Origin of the sequence: Vibrio sp. 2096, from assembly GCF_033339595.1 — a bacterium.
Classification (GTDB): Bacteria; Pseudomonadota; Gammaproteobacteria; order Enterobacterales; family Vibrionaceae; genus Vibrio; species Vibrio alginolyticus.
In genome coordinates this window covers 603,348-624,029 of the sequence record NZ_JAWOUX010000002.1, presented here as the reverse complement: position 1 = coordinate 624,029, position 20,682 = coordinate 603,348, and the positions used below count along the sequence as shown (strand labels likewise).

Genomic DNA, 20,682 nt, shown 5'->3' with positions numbered 1-20,682 from the left:
ACTGTTTGATTTTTCATTAATTTCAAATTGGCACGTTACCTGCTCTATATCCAATTAGAAAAACAAACGGAGACAGAGTCATGGAATTACGCAAACTAGAAATCAATCAAGACAAGTTAGCCATTGAGTTTTTTGGTGACTTAGACGCAAGTGGCTGTCGACAAGCACAACATCACATTGATGAAGTAATTCACAACAATCATCACAAAGAAGTCGAAATTAACCTACAGCACGTCCAATTTCTTGATTCTTCAGGGATTGGTGCCATTGTTTACTTATATAAGCGTCTAGTTGAACGTGAAAGAAGCATGAGTATTGAAAACGTATCAGGCCAACCTTTAGAAATCATGAGCTTGCTTCGTATCAACCATGCCATTCCCGTTAACTCAAAAAGACACTAAAAATACCGGTTTAAACGGAGGTTGGCATGGTAAATCTTATACGACGATATGCAGTAAGCGGTCTTGTTGTCGGCATGTTTGGTTGTTCGTCGTTTGACTACCCAGAACACGGAAAAGGTGGCTTGGCGGAAAGCTATCAAGATATCTCGATCGAGAATTATCAGTTTTCCCCTGTGATGCCTGACGAGCCTTTAGGTCCAGAACATGGGTTAAGGTTTGATTGGCAACTGACCAAGTTACATCTAGACGCACTAATCCAAGAGGGAGCGCGCTGGTGTTTTCCTGCGGCAGTTGTTCAGGCCCTTGAAAAACAAAATAGAATTGCGCGCGAGTTAGAAGGTGGGCTTTTACTCGACGCTGCCAACGACCTTGTGATTCAGCGTCGACGCTTAAACCAGCTCGAACAACAACTCGACTACGTACTGAGCCAAACCACTTGCACACCGCCCGATGATATTGAAGCACTACGTAGCGACCTAAACATAGTCTCGGATATCTATGCACTACTTAATATCGACAACCAGTTTGCTGTCGATTCAGCAGAAATCAACCCGAAGTACATGGGACATTTGGCAGAAGCAGCCTACATTTTACGTGACCACCCCAACCTATCTCTTGTAGTAACGGGGCATGCGGATGCAACTGGAACACCCGATTACAACCAGAAACTTGCTCAAGCGCGTGCGGAACAAGTAAAGCGTTACCTAACCGTATTTGGTATCACTTCAGAGAGAGTCACTACCAAATCTGTCGGAGATAACCTGCCACTCTATGAAGGTGAAACATCCGCCGTGCGTTTAACTAATCGTCGAGTAAGCATCGAGGTTATTAGCCCTAATTCAGATAGCGATACCTCAATAAACCGCAACCCAACGGCAGGAGGCGCGCTATGAACACGATGAAACCATTTATCCTCTTAATGTTGTTGTGTCTGGTTGCGTGGGTACCATCTTCCATAGCGGATGAGAGCAATATTGTTAAGGTCGGTGATTTAATACAGATTAACTTACCCGGAGAGGCGTCGTTAAACCAAGGGTTTCAGGTTGATCGTCGTGGACGAATTAATTTACCAGAAGTCGGCCCTGTATTAGTGGCCGGCTACAATGAACAACAACTACAAGACGTGATTATCGACAGGCTAAAGACCGTGTATCGTGACGTTAACAACGCTCGAGTTTTTATTAAACAGCAACAGTTGTTAGTGTCCGTTCAAGGCTACGTGGTCAAACCCGGTGAATATACCTTACCTTCTGGGTCCAACATTCAAATGTTTGTGTACGAAGCTGGCGGCCTGCGCGCAGGGGCTCAGCTCGATAAAATGATAGTGAAACGTGGAAATAAAAACATTGAATTTGACTACAAACGCTTCCTTGATACGGGTGACAATAGCCAGCTGCCAAAACTAGAATCACTGGATGTCTTATTTGTCCCCGCTTCCCCACTCGTAGGGAATATTGAGCAAGAGTTTGATGCAGCAAAACTCGCGAATTCAGGTGACAGCGCAGATTCCGCTCGTGCAATCAAAGTCTTTGGTGAAGTCAACGCACCTGGCTCGTTCTCATACAAGCCAAACACCACGCTAGTTGATGTCGTAATGCGAGCTGGCGGCGTGACACGATATGCCAGTGTTGAGCAAATTCGCGTGATAACAAACAATAACCCAACCATGTTTAACCTGAAAAAGTACCTTGATACTGGAGACCAAAGCCTACTGCCAGAGATCCTGCCAGGTGCCACCATCTTTGTCCCAAAACAGGAAGAAGAAATCAAAGCAGGTGCAAATGTGGTTTACGTGATGGGTGAAGTCGCCCATCCTGGGGCATACGAAGGCAAGCAAGGCGCTAGCTTCATGGATATCCTCGCCAACGCTGGCGGGCCCACTCGCTACGCAGAATCTCGCCAAATTCGCGTTATAAAATCCGATGGCAAAGTCATCAAATTCGATCTTACCGCGCATACAGAAGGACTATCTTCAGCCAGACCACCAAATGTTGGACCAGGAGACGCGATTTTCGTACCGGAGAAAACCGATTTCAATGAGAAGTCTTGGTTAAAAGTAGCACCTAGTCGAGCGGTCGCAGTGATGGGAGAAGTTGTTCGCCCTGGACGCATCGAGTGGTCAGACGAAATGGATTTGATTGATCTGCTTGCACACGTTGGAGGCCCAACTCGACGAGCTGATACCACCAAAATTGAAGTCGCCAATAACGGTCAAATGACACAATTTGACTTAGACCAATACATTCTGGATGGCTCACCAACATCAAGCCTACCTCAAGTTTCCGCTGGTACAGTCGTAAGGGTACATGCATTGCCTGACGACCCATCCGATAATAAATCGCAATGGGTAAGCCAAAGCTCTGACGCATCGATATACGTTTTCGGGCAAATCAATGCACCTGGGCGCTATCGTTTCACTGAAGATATGCATTTTCTGGATATTTTGTCTGCCGCCGATGGACCGACAATGGATGCAGATATTCACAACATCCGTGTCACACACCGAGGCCTAGGTTATGCCAAAGTGAGTAAATTGAATTTATCGATGTACTTTGAAACAGGTGATGAATCAATTCTGCCCCACGTTCGTCCTGGTGATACCATTTACATTCCAGAAAAAAACAAAAACTGGTTAGATCGTTCAAAAGAGTCCACGGTACGCGTATTAGGTGAAGTAAGAGACCCAGGGCGATACGTATTCAATGACAACATGACTGTGCTTGATCTGTTAGCGGAAGCAGGAGGACCAACTGACAATGCCTACCTTGAAAAGATCAGTGTGGTCAATATGTCTTGCTGCCAGGGCCAAGCCCGAACATTTGATTTGGTGAACTTTAGTAAAACAGCCAACATTTATGAGCTGCCAGTCATTCGCGCAGGCGACACGATTTACATTCCCCATAAAGACGAAAGCTTTGTTGAAAAAGCGAGGGCCGGATTAAGAGATATTTTACAAATCACCACAACCATCGTGTTAATAGGAGCGTTGTAATGACTATTCCTGCAACTCACGCTGAGATTGAGCAAATTTATCTTCAGAGTGAACAGAAAGGCCACAAAACGATTTGTGTTGTGGGTTGTAAATCTGAAGATGGTGTCACTTCCGTGGCTTCATCTCTTGCAGAGCGCTTGGTTTTAGCAGGCCACAATACTTTGTATGTAGACCTTAACTTATTCAAACCCGCTTATCACACTGTTCACGAATTTGATGATGACGAGAAGGTTGGCCATTTGATCACACGAGAGAATACACACCAAACTTTAGTCGGCCTCCCTGCTCCGTCTCTCGCCAGTACTCAGTTAGCGTACCGAGACCCAACAACGCTGAAACAAAACATTGCACAATGGTTAACGCAGTACGAGCGCGTCGTGATAGATACATCACCACTTCTTAGTGTCAACCGAAGCAATATTGCGCCTCAAGTGATTGCTGGCGTATGTGATGCTACTTTGTTAGTAGCGCATTATGGCTCTACGACTGCAACCCAGCTCGAGCAAGCCAAAAAGCTACTCGATGCTAGCGATGCGAACTTGATTGGTTCTGTACTGAACATGAAGCACACTCCAAGCCTGAAAGATGAGTTAATCCGCCAAGTTTCCAAGCTGCGTTTCTTACCAAAAAAGTGGAAAGAAAAACTGTCTCAGCAAATTAAAAAAAGCGAACTGTTTATGTTATAGGGAGCGCTATTATGACGATAAATAATACATTGACTATCGAGCAAGAATTAGTGGATGAGCATATTCTTCAGCAAATGATCAAAGATACGTGCGCCGAAATCATCCCTACCTTGATTGATCACTATGTCGAAGAGTCACGCGATCGCATGGAGAAAATAGAGCAAGCATTAAGCACAAAAGACCTTCAAACATTAGAGTTCGAGGTTCACACACTGGGCAGTTCTGCTCTCGCTTTAGGCAATCGAACGCTTTCAAGACAAGCAAGAATGATTGAGAAGTACTGTGTCGAAGGAAAAATACCAAAAGCATTGGAGCTTTGTGAAACACTTCCGCAACTCGCCAATGAATCGTTTGATGCGTTAGAAAAGCGAAAAGCTCAAGGGTTTGAGTAGTATTAGTGTCTTACTCCCTAGCGAAGCATCGCGTTTGATAAAGCGCGATGCCGACATCATCTCAGAAATTTAGGCTCCAAATTCAGTCACCCTCTCCAAGCCACATACCTTGAAATTATTTGGGTATAACTTAATCAATTAAAAAGTATGGATTTTTCGCAAATTTCCTACCTTGTGCTAATACTTAAATAACGCTTTTCTCAAATTGAGAATTTTCAGCACTAGAGAGCTATAAACCACTCATAATGCCAAATAGTAGTGCTGACAAAAATCATAAAAAATGAAACAAACTACGTTGGGATGGGACTATGAGACCAAGGGTGTTACTGGTAGAGGACTCTACTTCACTAGCCATACTTTATAAGCAGTATGTGAAAGACGAACCTTATGACATTTTTCATGTCGAGACAGGTCGCGAAGCGATTCAATTTATTGAAAGAAGCAAACCTCAGCTCATCATTCTCGATTTGAAACTGCCCGACATGTCTGGCGAAGACGTGTTGGATTGGATCAACCAGAATGACATTCCTACGTCCGTTATTATTGCTACGGCACACGGCAGCGTCGACTTAGCCGTTAATCTAATTCAAAAAGGTGCGGAAGATTTCTTAGAAAAGCCCATAAACGCTGATCGCCTAAAAACATCAGTCGCATTGCACCTCAAACGCGCCAAATTGGAAGATTTGGTGGAAAATATTCAGTCCAAGTTTGATCGCCACAACTATCACGGATTCATCGGTTCAAGCCTCCCGATGCAGGCGGTATACAAGACCATTGATGCTGTTGCGCCAACTTCTGCCAGTGTGTTTATTGTGGGAGAAAGCGGCACAGGTAAAGAAGTTTGTGCTGAAGCCGTCCACCGCCAGAGCGACCGTAAAGACAAGCCTTTTATTGCAATTAACTGTGGGGCTATTCCACGAGATTTGATGGAAAGTGAGATTTTTGGTCACGTTAAAGGGGCCTTTACTGGAGCAACAACAGATCGAAAAGGTGCGGCGACGCTGGCACATGGTGGTACGCTTTTTCTTGATGAGCTGTGTGAAATGGAACTTGAGATGCAAAAGAAGTTGCTCCGTTTTCTACAAACGGGCACTTACACCCCTCTTGGTGGCACTCGAGAAATGAAAGTAGATGTGAGAATCATTTGTGCCACTAACCGAGATCCATTAACAGAAGTAGAAGAAGGTCGTTTTCGTGAAGACTTATACTACCGTGTGCACGTTATACCTATCGATATGCCCCCATTACGTGAACGAGGAAGTGACATCGTCACGCTTGCCAAGCACTTCTTGACCACTTACGCCAAACAGGACAAAAAGAAATTCTCAACAATCGACAGCGAAGCTCAACATATCATCAAGCATTACGAATGGCCGGGTAATGTAAGGCAACTACAAAACATCATACGTAACATTGTGGTGCTTAATAACGACGAAAAAGTCACGGTGAGCCACCTACCCGCTCAACTTACTAAAAAGTCTAAAGTGACGAAAACAACGACGCCTGCGCATGTTGCTCAAGAGTCAGCAAACATTGCACCAATCACACCACCACCTGTTTATACTGAGGAACCTTCACCTTCTGCGGTCGAACCGTCGATTACCGCAGCGGAGCTGCCTGGTACACCGTCCTCTGCTGCTACCTCACCGTACTTTAACGCTGATGGAACCATTCGTCCTATGTGGCAAGTAGAGCGTGAAGCAATTCAAAACGCAATCGCGTACTGTGATGGCAACGTCCTCAACGCCGCTGTCATGCTGGAGTTAAGCCCATCTACGGTTTACCGAAAAAAACAAGCGTGGGAAGCGGATGAAATTAATCTCGAACAATCTTGATAAACCTGCCATTGGTGAAATTTGGATCTTGCTTGATAGCCGTCTATTCGGCGGCATTGAAAGTCACGTTATCGAGCTAGCTCGGGGATTAATCGCCTTTGGAAACAAAGCTCGAGTTGTGCTAACCACTGAGTATTCGCCAGCCGCTCAGATTGTACAGAAGGCAAAAGAAGCCGCGATCCCTGTGAGTTACTTAAACTATTTGTCTGGCGAGCCCAATAAAGCTTTAAAAATTAAGCACCTAACAAGCGCCGTCGCCAATCACCAACCCTCAGTGGTTCACTCCCATGGTTATAAAGCGTCGATTTTGTCGCGCTGCGCCAAACTGCTCACCCGAACGTTTCCTCGTTTGATTTCAACTTATCATGCTGGTGAATCGTCCTCAGGGAAGCTATGGCTATACGATTGGCTTGATAGAAGCTCAGGCAGCCTATCTGACCATTGCTTTGCTGTCAGTCCAAGTATTCAGCGCAAAGTTTTTTGTTCTTCAGAACTGCTGAATAACTTTGTTTCGATTCCCAACAGTCAACTCAACTATCAGGAAATCGCTTTTGTCGGCCGATTGAGTCAGGAAAAAGGCGCCGATCAATTTATTGAGGTAGCGAGGGTCTGTCCAACATTACAGTTTAGTGTGTACGGTGATGGCCCAGAAAAAGAGTCGCTTAATCAAACTGCCCCTTCAAATGTGACTTTCTTCGGCCATCAAACCGATATGGAAGGTGTTTGGGAAAATATCAGCGTACTTATTATCTCTTCTCGTTATGAGGGTCTTCCAATGGCGGCGCTTGAAGCCATGTCGAGAGGCATTGCCGTGATGAGCTTACGTGTAGGTCGTCTTCCAGATATTATCCAAACGGGTAAAAATGGTTTTATCGTCGAAGACATTCCCTCTCTTGCTAAATGTCTTCATGACTGGATGTCGATTGGTGAAGCGCAACAATCACTCATTCGCCAGAATGCTCGACAAACCATCATTGATGATTTCTCAGCGCAAAGTGTGATTCCCGTATTGCTACAAAAATATCAAATTGAAGCGGATCACTAATCCATATTGGTTCTCAATATGAGAATGATGAGTTCCAAACATAAATATCATATAAGATTCAATCACATAAACTAATGGCATATTTTGGCATCTCTATTGCAGCTCAGCAGTTAACGCAGATTAATGATGAGACAGAGGTGACTTATGACTACGCCAAAACGCATTCTATATGTTCATTATGGTGATAATTGGATTCGCGGCAGTGAAGTGGTGCTTCTGGATCTCATTTCAGGAATCGACCGCAATAAGTTTGAGCCATTCGTATGGTCAAACTGCCAACCATTAATCGATAAGTGCCAATCGCTCGGAATTGAAGCGGAACATTCAGCCTTCAATTTGGTGGGTGGTTGGAGCGCTCCACGCTGGGATATTAGCGGGTGGAATAGCCTTATCAAACAAGGCTCAGATTTGATCGAAAAGCACAGCATCGACTTGGTACACGTCAATAGCGGCGGCCCTTGTCAATGGATGTGTTTGGCTGCTCGCATGAATCATATACCACTTGTCACGCAACTTCATTGCCATTATACATTGCGCGATCGCTTCTCTCTCGGACTTCACCTCTCTCCAAAATTGATTTGCGTTAGCAAAGATGTTGGACGCGAAATTATTCAGGACGGCTACCCACAAAACCAACTTCATGTCGTACACAACGGCGTGTCACTTCAAGGCGTGGATACACCCATCGACATTAAAGATCGCCTCGGAATCCCATCACAGGCCTTTACCTTTCTGTCGGTGGGTTCGCTGATTAAGCGCAAAGGGTTCGACCGCCTTATTCGCGCAATGCGCATGCACAACTACCACCACCACAACCCTCACCTTGTTATTGTTGGTGACGGCGAAGAAAGAGAAGCATTGCAACAGCTTGCCGCGGATCTTGGTATCCAAGAACGAGTGCACTTTGTCGGGGAGCAACACAATGCCGGAGCGTGGATGTGTGGTAATGCAGACGCTTTTATTAGCGGCGCCTATGAAGAGGCCTTTGGTCTCGTGCTCGGGGAAGCGGCTTTAGCTCAACTGCCTATCGTGGCTCCTAAAACGGGAGGCATTCCTGAGTTGTTCGAGCATAATCACTCTGCATTGCTGTACCAGAACAGTGGAATGGCGAGCCTGTTAAACGCGATTCAACAAGTCATGCAAGACGCGGCATTAAGAAACAAGCTGGCGGAAAACGCTTACCTACATGCTAGCCAGCACTTAACGACGACTGCATCTATCAACGCTATTGAACGTATTTACGAAGGTGAACTTAATAACAACGCCATTACACCAATGCCAATGACTCACTGCATGAAGCCTCTTTCACGCTGGTTGAGCATCAATTGAGGAGCCCGGTCATGAAACGTGTATTGATGTTCGACGCCATCCCAATGCAAGGTGGATCCAAAATCGCGAATGCAGAGCTCCTTAAGCAGTGCGATAAGCTGAACGTGATTGGTTATCTACTCACTACAAATCCAGAGCATTGGGCGTCACTGCTTAGTGATACACCGCGTGTGCAAGTTATAAAAATAAAACCATCACCATTTAACTCGACTCATGGACTGACCTACTGGTTGATGAACGCTTACTACTTTCTCCAACTTCTCTACGCGTGCATGAAGCTGCCAAAAATAGATAGCTTTTTGGGCCTATCTTGCCCAAGTAATGATATGCCTTTGTACTTACTACGATTAATTAGCAAAAAGCCTGTGGTACAGATGGTTCATGGCCCTATTGGACGATCGAGATCTGCTGGCTACTGCTTAGTAAAAGCATCGGCAATTTACTACTTGGCAAACACCCGCGAATCAATGGTAGAAGCATTACAGGCCTACCTCAAAACAGAGAAGCCAGCCACCGAACGCTATTGGTGTGGTTTGAATACATCTACGTTTGTTAATGGATTATCGAAAGATCGCTGGCCAAAACAAGCGAATCCGATTTCAAGCCGCGTTTTCTGGGCAGCTAGCTTACTAAAATGGAAGAACATCGATCTTTTGCTTGATGCTTTAACACTTGATGAGTCGAAAAAGATCAAATCCACCGTGTGTTACATCAAACCTAACGTGGCAGGTGTGGAATATTCAACACCGGACTTCAACACACAAGGTGTTGAATGGCATGAGTGCCCAAACAACTTAGATGAATTGCGTTCACAGTGTGGTGTGTTTGTTTCCACCAGTCTCAACGAACCTTTTGGGTTATCTATTTTGGAGGCGCTCGCTGCAGGTATGTGTGTCGTCATTCCACATGATGATAGTTATTGGGACCGCGTGTTAACTCACGGCCGAAATTGTATTAAATACACGCCTAACAATGTGGCTTCGTTACACAACGCAATTCGCCTTTTGAATGAATCGCCGTGGATGAAAGTAACGATGGGTATCGAAGCACTCAATGTTTCTCAACTATACACAGCCGAACGTTGTTATTTGCCAATCGCCCAGCACCTTGCTGCCGAAATTGCTACCAACAATGATTGCACACTCAAGACACCGCGAGACATCAAAGGATATGACCATGTCTAAAGCAATGACCAACATGACGCTATTTGCTATCGCCTTAGTGATCAATAAAAGCATCAGCCTAATCATGCTGCCTGTATTGCCCCACTTTCTCTCACCAGAACAAATGGGCAAGCTTGAGCTTTTAACAACCTTTGGTGTTGTTACGACCTTGTTTGTCAGTTTCGTTTTGCATGAAGCGCTTTATCGATTCGTCGGCGTTGAAAAGGATAAAAATACACGCACAAGCCTACTAAACCAGCTGTACTCACTTGCTTTACTCATCGCTGGCGTCGTCGCTCTTAGCTTGCTCACTATCATTTTAATCGCCCCCATTCCCGCGCCTTTTACGCGAGTCGAATTTGCTATTGTTATGTTTGCTATCGTTCTAGAAGGCAGTATTGCAATCGGCACTGCCTGGTTAAGAACACAAGACGACAAAGCAAGAACACTGCTTAACGTCATGGTCACTACCACCATTTTTCAGGTCATTTTTATCGTCGCGGCGCTGTCTGTTCATCCCCATGTTATTTCTGTTTTGTGGGGTGGCTTGTTGGCTGCTATTACTCAATTTGTTTGGCTGCACATCGTTAACCGTTACAATGTCACCCTTCCTAAACTGACATTGGCAAAACAATACCTAAACTACTGCCTACCAATGATGATGGCCGGTTTAGTAGCATTTTGTCTCAATGGCGCTGAACGCTGGTTCATTGGTGCCAACACTTCTCTTGCGACGTTAGGGATTTACGCGATAGCGGTAAAATTTGCAGTGGGCATGTGTATTTTAGTGCAGCCATTTGGCATGTGGTGGATGCCACGTCGATTTAACTACTTAGAAGGGCGCAAGAGCACTGAAGCAGTGCGCATCACACACTTAGGTATGATTTACATTACAGGTTTGAGTGTAGTGGTCGGCACATTAGCAATGGTGATGATCACCCACTTACTGCCAGAAACCTATCATGACGCGGTATTATTCAGCTTATTCTTGCTGCCTATCTCCATGTTAAAAGAATGGAGTGAGTTGATTAACATCTCCATTTTGTACAAGCGTCGTACTCGCTGGCTACTGGGTATAAATGTCGTCTCTGCGTGCGTTGCGATTGCTTTGCTGTTTGGCTTATCTTCTCTGGGTATTTATGGTGTGTTCATTGCGCTTTATTACGCACAACTGTGTAAGCTGGGCCTGACTTATGTAGTAGGCCAACAATGTATGACGTTGCCTTTTCACCTCAGTCTGATGGTTTTATTACAGATTATATCCGGTGTGGCACTGTTCCTGCTTCACTCTTCACAATCAATAGGAATCGCCATCGCAATTTGCATTTTGACATGCAGTTTGCTGGCATGGATAGCCACTCGCTACATGAGTAAAGAGACGCTCAATGCTCTCACTCGATACATAGTGAAAAGGCGTGGACAGGTGAAGAGATACTCGTTATGAATGAAACCAAGGTGAGAACAAAACAGTCCATCGCAGCACTGACGATTACAGTCTGTATCGGCCTGCTTTGGATTGTTATGCCTCATCCCATTTTGATTGTTGCGTTGTGTTTCGCACCACTCGCGTTACTGTTTGTTCTCAATCAAACGTTTTGGCTTGTCACACTGTTCGTTATTTTTTCATTCTTTCGTATTCACGAAGCCTTTCCTGTTATCTATAACTTCAAGATCCCATTACTGTTATCACTGGGGGCACTCGCCGCACTCGCCTTTCACCTTCTTATAAGCCGCCAGATTACAGCTTTTTGGCACCCTTCATTAAAGTGGCTGTGTATATTTTGGGGTCTGGTGATCATCGGAATAATATTCGCTTCCAGTCGTGATATCGCAATAACGGTGTTCAAAAATACCTATTGGAAAATCATCATTATGACGTTGGCCATCACCTGGCTTATTACTAAACCTTCACAGCTCGCTCAGATGTCAAAAGCAATTATTTTCGCCGGATTATTGATTGGCTTAGTGGCATTACAAAACGCTGCGAATGGCATTGATTTAGTCGAAGGAACGCGCGTGTCAATAGGACGATCCATAGGTTCAGTACTTGGCGATCCTAACGATTTGGCACTAGTGCTGATGTTTCCCCTTGCCTTTACCGTTAGTCAATTGATGGAGAAGCATTCCCCCAAGCATCTCAGGCTCTTTGCCCTTATCACCTGTTTGGTTTTGTTCTTTGCGATAATTGAGACTCAGAGCCGCGGTGGGTTACTCGGTTCACTGTCTGTATTTGCCTACTTTGCTTTTAAACACATCAAAAGCAAAACATTAGTCTTGGTACTAGGCGCCATCGCAGCGATCGTACTCTACGCATTCGCTGGTATTTCAGGACGAGAATCGGGGGGAGCCGCTGAGGATGGTATAGATGCCTCTGCGATGGGGCGACTTTATGCGTGGGAAGCGGCATTTAAAATGGCGCTGCATCATCCGTTGACTGGCGTAGGTCTAGATAACTTCTACTTTAATTACTATTTCTACAGCCCACACTGGGATGGTATCAACCACGCCGTCCATAGTACTTGGTTTGGCGTGTTAGCAGAAACGGGTTTTGTCGGGCTCGCGGTGTTCATTACTTTAATTGTGTCATTGATCCGCACCTCTTTGCATTCCATCTCATTGCTGACACCAAAATCAGATTACACCCTCTCTGTAGGAGCAAACGCCGTGTTAAGTGGGCTTATCGGTACCATCGTATCAGGTACGTTTCTGACTCAAGGTTTCACTTGGCCAATTTACATTCTAGCGGCATTAACAGTTGTCGTTAGCCGTATTGTTCAAAGTGACTGTCAAAATGAGAAATCCTAGTTTCAAACATAAACAAAACCCATAACTCACTGTTTTAAAATGGCTAATTCCTTGGCACGCATTGTGATTACTCACTTAATTAGTAATCAAATAACCAAGACTCAAGGAGAGCCACATGACGGACATCGTAGTATTTGGAGAAGATTTTGGTGGGTTACCCTCTTCCACTCAGCATATTGTCAAGCAACTAGCAGCGAACCATCGAATCCTTTGGGTGAACTCCATTGGCCTTCGTCAACCTAAGCTGGATTCTAAAGACATACAGCGTGCGTTAAACAAACTCACTCGTGTATTTCATAACGTAGGCTCACACAAGCCAACATTGGACTCTGAAACAAGCCCAAACATTCACATCATCAACTTGCTCACCATTCCTGCCCCTAGTTCTGCATTAGCAAGAAAAGTGGCCGCTAAGATGATGAAACACCAGCTCAATAAACAATTACAAGCTCTTGGTTTTGATAAGCCTGTATTTTGGACGTCGCTCCCGACTGCTGCCGATCTTTGTTCAGAAATGAACCCACGTGGACTGATTTACTATTGTGGCGATGACTTTAGCGCTTTAGCTGGTGTTGACCACGACACGGTGGCCAAGCACGAACGTACTCTTGTTAATGCGGCCAGCGTTATCTTTACGGCAAGCGAAACACTCTCCACCAAATTTCCATCTGGTAAAACCGTCACTTTGCCTCACGGTGTCGACTTTAGTCTGTTTTCTGAGCCAGCACCTAAGGCTGAAGATTTTCCTAATAATGGTCGCAAAGTGCTGGGCTTTTATGGCAGTTTGTCGGAATGGTTAGACTACGACTTAATTGCCCAAGTCGCAGACCAAGCGCCTGACTGGGATCTCGTGTTCATCGGCCCTAACGAGTTCAGTGATAATCCACTTCCACAAAGATGCAACGTATACTACCTGGGCCCGAGAGCGCATCACACTCTGCCACGTTACTCCCAACACTGGGATGCCAGTTGGTTGCCCTTTGTTGATAACGCTCAAATCAAAGCGTGTAATCCGCTTAAACTTCTTGAGTACTTGGCAACAGGAACCCCTGTTATCAGCACACCGTTTCCTGCATTAATGCCCTACAAACATATGCTTCATGTGGTTCAAGATGTCGAAGACGTGCGTGCCAGTCTCGATCACCTCCTACCGCCACCGACAGATTCAAAGTCATTTGTTCAACAGCAAAGCTGGGAAGCAAGAGCCAACCAAGTTGATAAATTAGTGAGGGCGCTATGAACGATTTGAGAGAGAACCTTAGTGTATTACTACATGGCGCTTGGCGACGTCGTTACATGATCGTTATCCCTATGCTTGTCTTGCCGGTGCTGGGCTTCATCGTAAGTAAGCTGGTTCCGACGACTTATGTTGCTCATACCAGCATGCTTATTCAAGAGACAGCGAAAATGAACCCGTTCCTTCAAGACCTTGCCGTCTCAACAATGCTTAAAGACCGATTGAGCGCACTCAGTACTCTGCTAAAAAGCCGACACGTTTTGTATTCTGTCGCAAAAGAACAATCGCTGATCAATGACGAGATGAGTGCAAAAGAGCAAGAGTTCATCATAAAAGATCTTGCGTCGCGCCTGTCTGTTCAGCCACTCGGTAAAGACTTCATTCAAATTCAATTGCAAAGTGGTAAATCAGAAGGAATGGAGTCGATGCTGCTCTCTGTCAGAGAGCATTTTGTCGAACAGCTTTTGGCTCCTGAGCGTTCTTCGATTAAAGATTCGAGTCATTTTTTGACTATCCATATCAACAAACGCAGGGAAGAACTAGACAAGGCTGAACAAGCTTTTGCAGAGTATAAAAATACTTACTCAGACGCGACACCCGAAATGCAAGCTCAAAGCCTTACTCGCCTTGCTAGCCTCAAACAAACGCTAGCCGAAAAGGAGGCGGAGCTTGCTGGTGTTTCACGAAGTCTAGGCAGTTTGGATCAACAACTATCCAAAACGAACCCGGTTATCGGTAAACTGGAAGAGCAAATCATCGACATTCGTAGTGAACTTACCCTGCTTCGCGCTAAATACACAGAGGCGCATAGTTTAGTTCAAGGTAAGTTGCGAGAATTAAACCGGTTGGAGCAGGAACGCTCGGTACTCTTGAACTCTAAACAACCAGAACTAAACAGTGCTCAACTATGGGATATCGCGAGCAATACCACAGTAAACAGTCTTGGCGAAGCACAGCCTCTACTTGTCTCCCAACTACATCAATTACAAATGATGCGTGGACGTTTTGAAGCACTTACGGAAGAAACCAACAGCTTGCGAGACATGATCCAAGAATTAGAGCAAAATGCGCACCAATTTGGGAGCACAGCAACAGAAATCAACCGCTTAGCTCGTGACGTCGCAGTGAAGAGAGAAATGTATGATGAACTCGTCGAACGCTATGAGATGGCCCAACTAACGGGTTCTTTGGGAGAGTTTGAAGAGAATAAGCGCGTAAAAATCATTGATGAACCGTTCACGCCAACGATTCCAACTAACTTACCTAGTTTTGTATTTGTCATTTTAGGATTTATTGGTGGCGCTGGTTTAGGCATTGGATTAGCGACGATACTTGAGTTAGCCGATAACTCTATCCGCTCAAAAAGAGCATTAGAAAAACACCTTGGTGTTCCTGTCATCACCACTTTACCTAACGTAGTGTACGGAAACTAACCGCCATAAGAACTCATTTACAAGCACTCGGTCGGCGAGTGCTTTTCTTTTACTACTGCCTTATACAGCCTCATAGCATGTCCACTAATATGAATCTCAAATTGAGAATAAACATAGAACCTCACACGAACTTAAGCTAACTTATTGTTTTTAAATGTTTAATTTCTTGGCACGTTGTCTGCAATTCCTAAATAAACAAAGAACTCAACGAGGGTTTGAAAATGGAATTCAGACAAAAACACAATAACACTAAGCACAGCAAAAAAGTGATATTACACGTCGTGCAACACTTAGCTCCTGGCGGTTTAGAAACGCTCGTGCTAGAAATGCTTCGTTTTGCGCCGCCAAACCATTCCGTTTTTGTCGTGAGCTTAGAAGGAAGCAAAGAACATGCACTACAAGGCTGGCAAAAACTGTTGCCCTACCAAGGCCAACTACACTTTCTTAATAAAAGACCTGGATTCAGCGGGAAGACCATCGCTACGCTGACTTCAATGATAAAAAGAATGCGACCAGACGTGGTCCACACCCATCATATCGGCCCACTTCTGTATGGTGGTATTCCTGCACGTTTAGCGCACGTACCTGTAGTGATTCATACCGAGCACGACGCATGGCACCTTAATAACAAAAAATCAGCTCGACTACAGTCCCTTTTGCTAACGATGATTCGCCCGCAAGTAGTTGCCGATGCTAACTTTGTCGCCCATCAAATACAGACTAAGTTAAAGTATCGCAAAGTTTGTACTATCCATAACGGGATTGACTGTCAGAAGTTTAAAAGCGGTGACCAAACGGCAACAAGACACTTGTTTGAACTTCCAACCGACAAAATCGTGATTGGCGTTGCCGGGCGTCTAGAAGCAGTTAAAGGCCATAAAGTGCTTATCGAAGCATTCTCTCATCTTGCGCCAAACACACACCTAGCAATAGCCGGTGATGGTTCTCAGCGAACTCAATTGGAAGCACAAGTTAGAACGTTAAAACTTGAAGATCGAGTAACCTTTTTAGGTTTGGTAGACGATATGCCCAGCTTTTACCAAAGCCTAGATTTGTTTTGTTTACCGTCGCTTCAAGAGGGTTTCCCCCTCTCAACACTAGAAGCTCAAGCATGTGACGTTCCTTGTGTCGCAACCGATGTTGGTGGCGTGAAAGAGACGCTCTGCCCGATTAACAGCACATTGGTTGAAGCCAACCGTGTGTTCTCTTTGGCGGAAGCTTTGTCGCTGCAATTGAAATCAACCCATAGTTCTCCTCGAACTTTTATTCTCAAACATTTTGATATCAGAGACATGGTGAGTCGCTACTCACGTTTGGCCAAGGAGGCTAGCTATGAATGATTTACTTTGGATTACAGGTTTTGGTTTATCCGCATTTTTGATTGTCTATCATCATGTTGGTTATCCATTGCTACTTAAATGGCTTCCTTTAAAACAGCAAAAAACCACAGCACCATTTGTAGAGCGAGCTTACAAAGCCTCTCAAACAGACAGTCAGTTACCCTCTATTACTGTCATCGTGCCCGCCTACAATGAAGAACAATGGATAGCAGAAAAGATCCGCAACCTTGCGAGCTTAGATTACCCAAGAGATAAATTGAAAGTGGTGATCGCATGTGATGGCTGCACAGATAACACAGCCGAGATTGCTCAAGCGACGATTCAAGAAGCAATCTGCTCCGATACACTGTTCATCATTAATGACCACCAAGTCAATCGCGGTAAAGTTGCCCTACTCAACGAAGAAATGCGTCATGTTAGCTCGGACATTACCGCACTGAGTGATACATCGGCATTGATTTCTTGCGATTCTCTGTTGCTAGCTAGTCAGCATTATCAAAATGAGAAGGTTGGAGTGGTTAACGCGACATATCAAATAATGAGTACCGATAACCAAGGTGAAGCAGCGTACTGGCAATACCAGTCTCGAGTGAAGCACCAAGAATCCTTGCTGGGTTCAACGATTGGCTCTCACGGTGCGTTTTATACATTCAGAACCCACCTATTTGAACCACTTGAAGTCAGCACCATTAATGACGATTTTATTCTCCCTATGAGAATCGTTTTGCGAGGCTATAACGCTATCTACGAACCTAACATGCTAGCTCTTGAACTCGAACAAAGCTCAGACGACGCAGACTTCAAGCGACGCCTAAGAATTTCAGCGGGTAACATGCAGCAGCTCATGCAATTAAAGAAATTACTGCTACCTCGCTATCGTGGCACTGCCTTTGCATTTCTATCGGGAAAGGTTCTGCGCTTAGCAACACCCTATTTGATGATTGTTTGCTTGGTTTGTTCACTGCTACTGGCACACAACCCGCTGTTTCAAATAATGCTGCTCGCTCAAGCCTGTGTTTATGGTATCGCACTTGTCACTTACTTGGTGCCTGCACTTAACACAGTCAAGCCTTTTAAACTGATTAGCTACATCGTCATTGGTCATCTCGCCAATTTCATCGGCGGTATGAAGTATTTGCTAGGAATGGAAAATGGGCGTTGGAAACGCGTCAACCAATAAGGAAAGCATCATGAAAAACTCACGCTACGATTCAAATGTATGCCACGCGAAAAGAACGTTTGATGTACTGGTTGCAATGTTTATTTTGCTCGTCACTGCACCACTATTCCCATTTATCGCGCTAGCTATAAAAATCACATCCAAAGGCCCAGTGATCTATCGTCAACTGCGTGTTGGGCGCTGTACACCAGAAAAAATGGATCTTTTTCAGATCATGAAGTTTCGCACCATGTATATTGATGCGGAGCAACGCTCCGGTGCAGTTTGGGCAACCGAGAATGATCCTCGAATCACACCAGTAGGACGTTTTTTACGTAAGACCCGTTTAGATGAGTTACCACAGCTGTTTAATGTGTTGAGAGGTGAAATGTCGATGATCGGGCCACGTCCAGAGCGCCCTGCTTTCTACCAAAAGTTGGAAGATGAAATCCCTTATTTTGTAGAACGCACATATGGCGTATTACCAGGAATTACAGGCCTAGCGCAAGTTAACCAAGGCTATGATGCTTGTATTGAAGATGTACGACGTAAAGTTGGTTTTGACCACAGTTACGCACTAAGCTTGGGTTCGTTCTACTCTTGGATTTCAATGGACCTTTCAATCATGAGTAAAACATTCGTTGTGATGATTGATGGACGAGGCCAGTAGTTTCTCGATTCTCGTAACGGTCACTCTTGCCACTGGCGTCGCATCTTTTCGATGGTCGCTGGTGGCACATCATGAATGCTTTGATACGCTCCGCGACACACTTTAACTTCCACCTCAATGCGCTTCTTCACGCAGTAGTCCAAGTAACGCTTCATCTCCCAGTGCCGAACAAACGTATTACTCACAATCACGACTTTCCCTTTGTTCAACCACTTTCGAGTTTGCTGAAAACACCATTCGTGCGCTTGGGGCAATTGAGTCGGGTTAAAGTGATAATCACCTTCATCATTTTCAAAATACATGTCAGCTTCAAAATGCTTAGCACCAAGCTCTATCGCGAGTTGCTTTGCTAAGGTTGTTTTGCCTGAACCTGGAAGTCCACGAATAAGAATGAGTTTAGCCAGTGACATAATGCTGTTAAATGAGGTGGGAATAAGCCCAAACTGTAACGGAATTATTGAAAAAGAAAAGTAGAAATAAAAAATGCCGAGCGCATTAGACTCGGCATTTAAATTCAATAGTGGATAGTGTTTATTTGTAAACTGACAGTTCGGTTCTTAACCCTTTAACCAAGCTTACACACATCAACAACAGAACAAAGGTAAACGGTAATCCCGTTGCAACCACACCTGACTGCAATGCTTGCAAGGCTTCTTTACCACCAACCCAAAGCATAACGGCTGCAATTGCACCTTCAATACAAGCCCAGAAAATACGTTGTGGAATTGGTGCATCAATCTTACCACCCGCAGTGATACTATCGATAACCAGTGAGCCAGAGTCTGATGATGTAATAAAGAACACCAGAATCAGCACGATAGAAAGCATTGAAATCACTGAGCTATACGGTAGCGCATCGTAAACATGGAACAGAGTCAGTGAAATATCAGTTAGACCATTTGCACCTAGCTCACCCACTTTATTCACCACTTGGTCAAGCGCGATACCACCGAATACAGACATCCAAATCAAGGTAACGACAGTAGGAATAACGATCACTGCGAACAGGAATTCTCGAACCGTACGACCTTTAGACACACGCGCGATAAACATACCAACAAACGGTGACCAAGATACCCACCAAGCCCAGTAGAATACCGTCCAGCCGTGCATCCAAGTTTCATCTTCACGACCGTGAGGGTTGCTCAACGGAATAATATTTTCAATGTAAGCCATTGTTGTGTCGCGTAGCGAACCCCACGCCGTATCAAACGTGATAAAGGTAATGAAAATAAGCAGGGCAAACGCAACCACCATATTGACGTTACTCAGTAGCTTAACACCACCATCAATACCACGAATTACTGATAGCACCGCGATAAAGGTAACAAAGGTGATCACAATCATTTGTGTACCAATGCCGCCTTCTAGACCAAAGACATGGTTAATACCACTGGTCGCCTGCTGAGCACCGAGACCCAGCGACGTTGCAAGACCAAACAGCGTGGATAAAACGGCAAGAATGTCGATAACATGCCCTAACCAACCCCATGCTCGGTCACCAAAAATTGGATAAAACGCCGCGCGCAATGAAAGCGGTAAACCTTTGTTAAAAGCAAAAAACGCAAGTGCTAGTGCAACGAGTGCGTAAATACTCCAACCATGCACACCCCAGTGGAACATGGTGGCACCCATCGCGAGAGATTTCGCTTCTTCTGTGTATGGCACTGCGTTCAGTGGCATTCCCCACCAATCAGTGAAGTACGCGGTCGGCTCCGCCACACTCCAGAACAGAAGGCCAATACCCATACCAGCAGCAAAGAGCATCGACAACCAAGAAACGGTTGAGTGATCCGGCGTTGCTTCTTTGCCACCTAAGCGGATTTTACCCAGCGGAGAAAAAAGAAGAGCAACTGCGAATAATAAGAAGAAGTTTGTCGACCACATAAAGAACGCATCAAACTGTTCGATAATTCCGTTTTTCAGACCGTTTAATACATCACGAGCAGTGGTTGGCTCAACAAGAAGAAGTGAAATTAGACAGAAAACAACGAGACCCGCACTGATGCCAAAAACGGGGTTATGTATGTCGAATCCCCACTTTTGAACGTTGTCCTGTCCAACCTGATAGTCTGTTGTGTCGATACTATATTTTTTAAATGCATTATCCATAAATACAAATTTAACGTGAATTTGAAACGCCCCTCAGGTGAGAAGAACTCCAATACCGCCCTCCATTAATTTGAACTCTAAAG

At 44.9% G+C, this 20,682-nt stretch carries 18 protein-coding genes; 16 read left to right on the top strand and 2 right to left on the bottom strand.

The window, feature by feature from the left end:
• Positions 1-80: 80 nt before the first annotated feature.
• From R7Q41_RS06055 to R7Q41_RS05980, 16 genes are all read left to right on the top strand, one after another.
• Complete coding sequence (locus tag R7Q41_RS06055; protein WP_005377630.1) at positions 81-401, top strand: STAS domain-containing protein; 321 nt, start codon at positions 81-83, stop codon at positions 399-401.
• A 26-nt stretch (positions 402-427) separates the two neighbouring features.
• On the top strand, positions 428-1,294 hold the full coding sequence (locus R7Q41_RS06050) for an OmpA family protein (protein WP_005377631.1): 867 nt from the start codon (positions 428-430) through the stop codon (positions 1,292-1,294).
• On the top strand, positions 1,291-3,393 hold the full coding sequence (locus R7Q41_RS06045) for an SLBB domain-containing protein (RefSeq protein WP_005377634.1): 2,103 nt from the start codon (positions 1,291-1,293) through the stop codon (positions 3,391-3,393). Before R7Q41_RS06050 ends, R7Q41_RS06045 begins: the two co-directional genes overlap by 4 nt.
• Positions 3,393-4,079 carry an AAA family ATPase gene (locus R7Q41_RS06040; protein ID WP_005377635.1) on the top strand — a complete coding sequence of 229 codons (687 nt, stop codon included), beginning with the start codon at positions 3,393-3,395 and terminating at the stop codon, positions 4,077-4,079. The genes R7Q41_RS06045 and R7Q41_RS06040 overlap by 1 nt, the downstream gene beginning before the upstream one ends.
• An 11-nt stretch (positions 4,080-4,090) precedes the next feature.
• Entirely contained in the window at positions 4,091-4,471 is a 381-nt protein-coding gene (locus R7Q41_RS06035) for an Hpt domain-containing protein (RefSeq protein WP_005377636.1), read from the top strand.
• Between the two features lie 308 nt (positions 4,472-4,779).
• A complete protein-coding gene (locus R7Q41_RS06030; RefSeq protein WP_031778967.1) occupies positions 4,780-6,306 on the top strand; it encodes a sigma-54-dependent transcriptional regulator in 1,527 nt (508 codons plus the stop codon).
• Entirely contained in the window at positions 6,281-7,351 is a 1,071-nt protein-coding gene (locus tag R7Q41_RS06025; RefSeq protein ID WP_005377638.1) for a glycosyltransferase family 4 protein, read from the top strand. Before R7Q41_RS06030 ends, R7Q41_RS06025 begins: the two co-directional genes overlap by 26 nt.
• Before the next feature lie 144 nt (positions 7,352-7,495).
• Positions 7,496-8,680, top strand: coding sequence for a glycosyltransferase (locus R7Q41_RS06020; protein ID WP_005377639.1), 1,185 nt, complete (start codon positions 7,496-7,498; stop codon positions 8,678-8,680).
• An 11-nt stretch (positions 8,681-8,691) separates the two neighbouring features.
• Positions 8,692-9,864, top strand: coding sequence for a glycosyltransferase (locus R7Q41_RS06015; RefSeq protein ID WP_005377641.1), 1,173 nt, complete (start codon positions 8,692-8,694; stop codon positions 9,862-9,864).
• Positions 9,857-11,287: a lipopolysaccharide biosynthesis protein gene (locus R7Q41_RS06010; protein ID WP_005377643.1), complete on the top strand. Its 1,431-nt coding sequence runs from the start codon at positions 9,857-9,859 to the stop codon at positions 11,285-11,287. The genes R7Q41_RS06015 and R7Q41_RS06010 overlap by 8 nt, the downstream gene beginning before the upstream one ends.
• Positions 11,284-12,648, top strand: coding sequence for an O-antigen ligase family protein (locus R7Q41_RS06005; RefSeq protein WP_005377645.1), 1,365 nt, complete (start codon positions 11,284-11,286; stop codon positions 12,646-12,648). The genes R7Q41_RS06010 and R7Q41_RS06005 overlap by 4 nt, the downstream gene beginning before the upstream one ends.
• 115 nt (positions 12,649-12,763) lie before the next feature.
• Positions 12,764-13,888 (top strand): glycosyltransferase, encoded by a 1,125-nt coding sequence (locus tag R7Q41_RS06000; RefSeq protein ID WP_005377646.1) that lies wholly within the window; start codon positions 12,764-12,766, stop codon positions 13,886-13,888.
• On the top strand, positions 13,885-15,318 hold the full coding sequence (locus tag R7Q41_RS05995; protein ID WP_318144417.1) for a chain-length determining protein: 1,434 nt from the start codon (positions 13,885-13,887) through the stop codon (positions 15,316-15,318). Before R7Q41_RS06000 ends, R7Q41_RS05995 begins: the two co-directional genes overlap by 4 nt.
• 221 nt (positions 15,319-15,539) lie before the next feature.
• Positions 15,540-16,658 (top strand): glycosyltransferase, encoded by a 1,119-nt coding sequence (locus R7Q41_RS05990; protein WP_318144416.1) that lies wholly within the window; start codon positions 15,540-15,542, stop codon positions 16,656-16,658.
• On the top strand, positions 16,651-17,838 hold the full coding sequence (locus R7Q41_RS05985; protein ID WP_006742949.1) for a glycosyltransferase family 2 protein: 1,188 nt from the start codon (positions 16,651-16,653) through the stop codon (positions 17,836-17,838). Before R7Q41_RS05990 ends, R7Q41_RS05985 begins: the two co-directional genes overlap by 8 nt.
• A 10-nt stretch (positions 17,839-17,848) precedes the next feature.
• A complete protein-coding gene (locus R7Q41_RS05980; RefSeq protein WP_005394228.1) occupies positions 17,849-18,487 on the top strand; it encodes a sugar transferase in 639 nt (212 codons plus the stop codon).
• Positions 18,488-18,507: 20 nt separating this feature from the next.
• On the opposite strand, the gene R7Q41_RS05975 is transcribed toward R7Q41_RS05980, so the two are convergent.
• On the bottom strand, positions 18,508-18,897 hold the full coding sequence (locus R7Q41_RS05975) for an ATP-binding protein (protein ID WP_065646747.1): 390 nt from the start codon (positions 18,895-18,897) through the stop codon (positions 18,508-18,510).
• A gap of 121 nt (positions 18,898-19,018) precedes the next feature.
• Positions 19,019-20,599 (bottom strand): BCCT family transporter, encoded by a 1,581-nt coding sequence (locus tag R7Q41_RS05970; protein ID WP_124008885.1) that lies wholly within the window; start codon positions 20,597-20,599, stop codon positions 19,019-19,021.
• Positions 20,600-20,682: the final 83 nt, after the last annotated feature.

What these genes read in the sequence shown, in the direction of transcription:
- R7Q41_RS06055 (WP_005377630.1), top strand. Translation starts at nt 81, where the DNA reads ATGGAATTACGCAAACTAGAAATCAATCAAGACAAGTTAGCCATTGAG.
- R7Q41_RS06050 (WP_005377631.1), top strand. Translation starts at nt 428, where the DNA reads ATGGTAAATCTTATACGACGATATGCAGTAAGCGGTCTTGTTGTCGGC.
- R7Q41_RS06045 (WP_005377634.1), top strand. Translation starts at nt 1,291, where the DNA reads ATGAACACGATGAAACCATTTATCCTCTTAATGTTGTTGTGTCTGGTT.
- R7Q41_RS06040 (WP_005377635.1), top strand. Translation starts at nt 3,393, where the DNA reads ATGACTATTCCTGCAACTCACGCTGAGATTGAGCAAATTTATCTTCAG.
- R7Q41_RS06035 (WP_005377636.1), top strand. Translation starts at nt 4,091, where the DNA reads ATGACGATAAATAATACATTGACTATCGAGCAAGAATTAGTGGATGAG.
- R7Q41_RS06030 (WP_031778967.1), top strand. Translation starts at nt 4,780, where the DNA reads ATGAGACCAAGGGTGTTACTGGTAGAGGACTCTACTTCACTAGCCATA.
- R7Q41_RS06025 (WP_005377638.1), top strand. Translation starts at nt 6,281, where the DNA reads ATGAAATTAATCTCGAACAATCTTGATAAACCTGCCATTGGTGAAATT.
- R7Q41_RS06020 (WP_005377639.1), top strand. Translation starts at nt 7,496, where the DNA reads ATGACTACGCCAAAACGCATTCTATATGTTCATTATGGTGATAATTGG.
- R7Q41_RS06015 (WP_005377641.1), top strand. Translation starts at nt 8,692, where the DNA reads ATGAAACGTGTATTGATGTTCGACGCCATCCCAATGCAAGGTGGATCC.
- R7Q41_RS06010 (WP_005377643.1), top strand. Translation starts at nt 9,857, where the DNA reads ATGTCTAAAGCAATGACCAACATGACGCTATTTGCTATCGCCTTAGTG.
- R7Q41_RS06005 (WP_005377645.1), top strand. Translation starts at nt 11,284, where the DNA reads ATGAATGAAACCAAGGTGAGAACAAAACAGTCCATCGCAGCACTGACG.
- R7Q41_RS06000 (WP_005377646.1), top strand. Translation starts at nt 12,764, where the DNA reads ATGACGGACATCGTAGTATTTGGAGAAGATTTTGGTGGGTTACCCTCT.
- R7Q41_RS05995 (WP_318144417.1), top strand. Translation starts at nt 13,885, where the DNA reads ATGAACGATTTGAGAGAGAACCTTAGTGTATTACTACATGGCGCTTGG.
- R7Q41_RS05990 (WP_318144416.1), top strand. Translation starts at nt 15,540, where the DNA reads ATGGAATTCAGACAAAAACACAATAACACTAAGCACAGCAAAAAAGTG.
- R7Q41_RS05985 (WP_006742949.1), top strand. Translation starts at nt 16,651, where the DNA reads ATGAATGATTTACTTTGGATTACAGGTTTTGGTTTATCCGCATTTTTG.
- R7Q41_RS05980 (WP_005394228.1), top strand. Translation starts at nt 17,849, where the DNA reads ATGAAAAACTCACGCTACGATTCAAATGTATGCCACGCGAAAAGAACG.
- R7Q41_RS05975 (WP_065646747.1), bottom strand. Translation starts at nt 18,897, where the DNA reads ATGTCACTGGCTAAACTCATTCTTATTCGTGGACTTCCAGGTTCAGGC.
- R7Q41_RS05970 (WP_124008885.1), bottom strand. Translation starts at nt 20,599, where the DNA reads ATGGATAATGCATTTAAAAAATATAGTATCGACACAACAGACTATCAG.